Origin of the sequence: Streptomyces sp. NPDC058052 (assembly GCF_042885515.1) — a bacterium.
GTDB lineage: Bacteria > Actinomycetota > Actinomycetes > Streptomycetales > Streptomycetaceae > Streptomyces.
In genome coordinates this window covers 1-1,659 of sequence record NZ_JBHVRX010000080.1, presented here as the reverse complement: position 1 = coordinate 1,659, position 1,659 = coordinate 1, and the positions used below count along the sequence as shown (strand labels likewise).

Here is a 1,659-nt window from a genome sequence, read left to right as displayed (position 1 = left end):
TAACTTATCTGAAGACCTTAAACGTGCAAAATATGCGGGAATAGAACAACAAAAATTGAAAGGTAAAAATATAGCTCTTATTTTTGAAAAAGATTCAACACGTACTCGATGTGCATTTGAAACAGCAGCTTATGATCAAGGTGCACATGTAACATATCTTGGACCAACAGGTTCTCAAATGGGTAAAAAAGAGTCTGCCAAAGATACTGCTCGTGTTTTAGGAGGAATGTATGATGTCATAGAATATCGTGGATTCTCACAAAGAGTAGTTGAGGATTTGGCAAAATATTCTGGCGTTCCCGTATGGAATGGTTTAACTGATGAAGATCATCCTACACAAGTACTTGCTGATTTTTTAACAGCTAAAGAAGTATTGAAAAAACCATATAATGAAATTAACTTCACATATGTTGGAGATGGACGTAATAACGTTGCAAATGCCTTAATGCAAGGAGCAGCAATTATGGGCATGACCTTCCATCTCGTATGTCCCAAAGAACTAAATCCAACTGACGAGTTATTAAACCGTTGTAATAATATAGCTGAGAAAAATGGTGGTAAAATCCTTGTAACTGATGATATCGATGAAGGAGTCAAAGGATCTGATGTAATTTATACAGATGTTTGGGTATCTATGGGTGAACCTGATGAAGTTTGGGAAAAACGTATTAAACTGTTAGAACCATACCGTGTAACTAAAGAATTAATGAAAAAAACAGGAAACCCAGATACTATTTTTGAACATTGTCTACCATCATTCCATGATACTGAAACAAAAATCGGTAAACAGATTCAAGAGAAGTATGGATTAAATGAAATGGAAGTAACAAATGAAGTATTTGAAAGTGAACAATCAGTTGTTTTCCAAGAGGCAGAGAATAGAGCTCATACAATAAAAGCAGTCATGGTAGCAACATTAGGAGAATAAATGAAAGGAGGATATAAATATGTCTAAAATCGTCGTAGCTTTGGGTGGTAACGCTTTAGGGCAATCACCTAAAGAACAATTAGATTTATTAAAAAGTACAGCTAAATCTCTAGTAAGTTTAATCAATAAAGGATACGAAATTGTAATTAGTCATGGTAATGGCCCACAAGTTGGAAGTATTAACTTAGGTTTAAATTATGCGGCGGAACACAAACAAGGTCCTCCTTTTCCTTTCCCTGAATGTGGAGCTATGAGCCAAGCTTATATTGGCTATCAAATGCAAGAAAGTTTACAAAACGAACTTCATTCAATGGGCATAGATAAACAAGTTGTTACGCTAGTAACACAAGTTCAAGTTGCAAGCGATGATTCTGCTTTCAATAACCCTACTAAACCAATTGGATTATTTTATACAAAAGAGCAGGCTGATAAAACTACGAAAGAAAAAGGTTATACTTTTGTAGAAGATGCTGGACGTGGCTATCGTCGCGTTGTCCCTTCCCCACAACCTATAAATATAGTCGAGTTAGATAGTATAGAAACATTAATCACGCATGGAACACTAGTTATCGCTGCCGGCGGTGGTGGAGTTCCAGTGATTAAGGAAAATGAAGTTTATAAAGGTGTTGATGCAGTTATTGATAAAGATAAAACGAGCGCTTTATTAGCAGCACATTTACAATCTGATCAATTAATCATATTAACTGCTGTAGATCATGTTTACATTAACT

At 35.3% G+C, this 1,659-nt stretch carries 2 protein-coding genes; both read left to right on the top strand.

Annotated features, from left to right (window positions below; genetic code table 11):
* Nucleotides 1-928 (top strand): ornithine carbamoyltransferase (gene argF / locus ACFVU3_RS40005; protein ID WP_390073702.1); only part of this gene is annotated, 928 nt, incomplete at its 5' end.
* Between the two features lie 19 nt (nt 929-947).
* Nucleotides 948-1,659 (top strand): carbamate kinase (gene arcC / locus ACFVU3_RS40000; protein WP_390073701.1); only part of this gene is annotated, 712 nt, incomplete at its 3' end.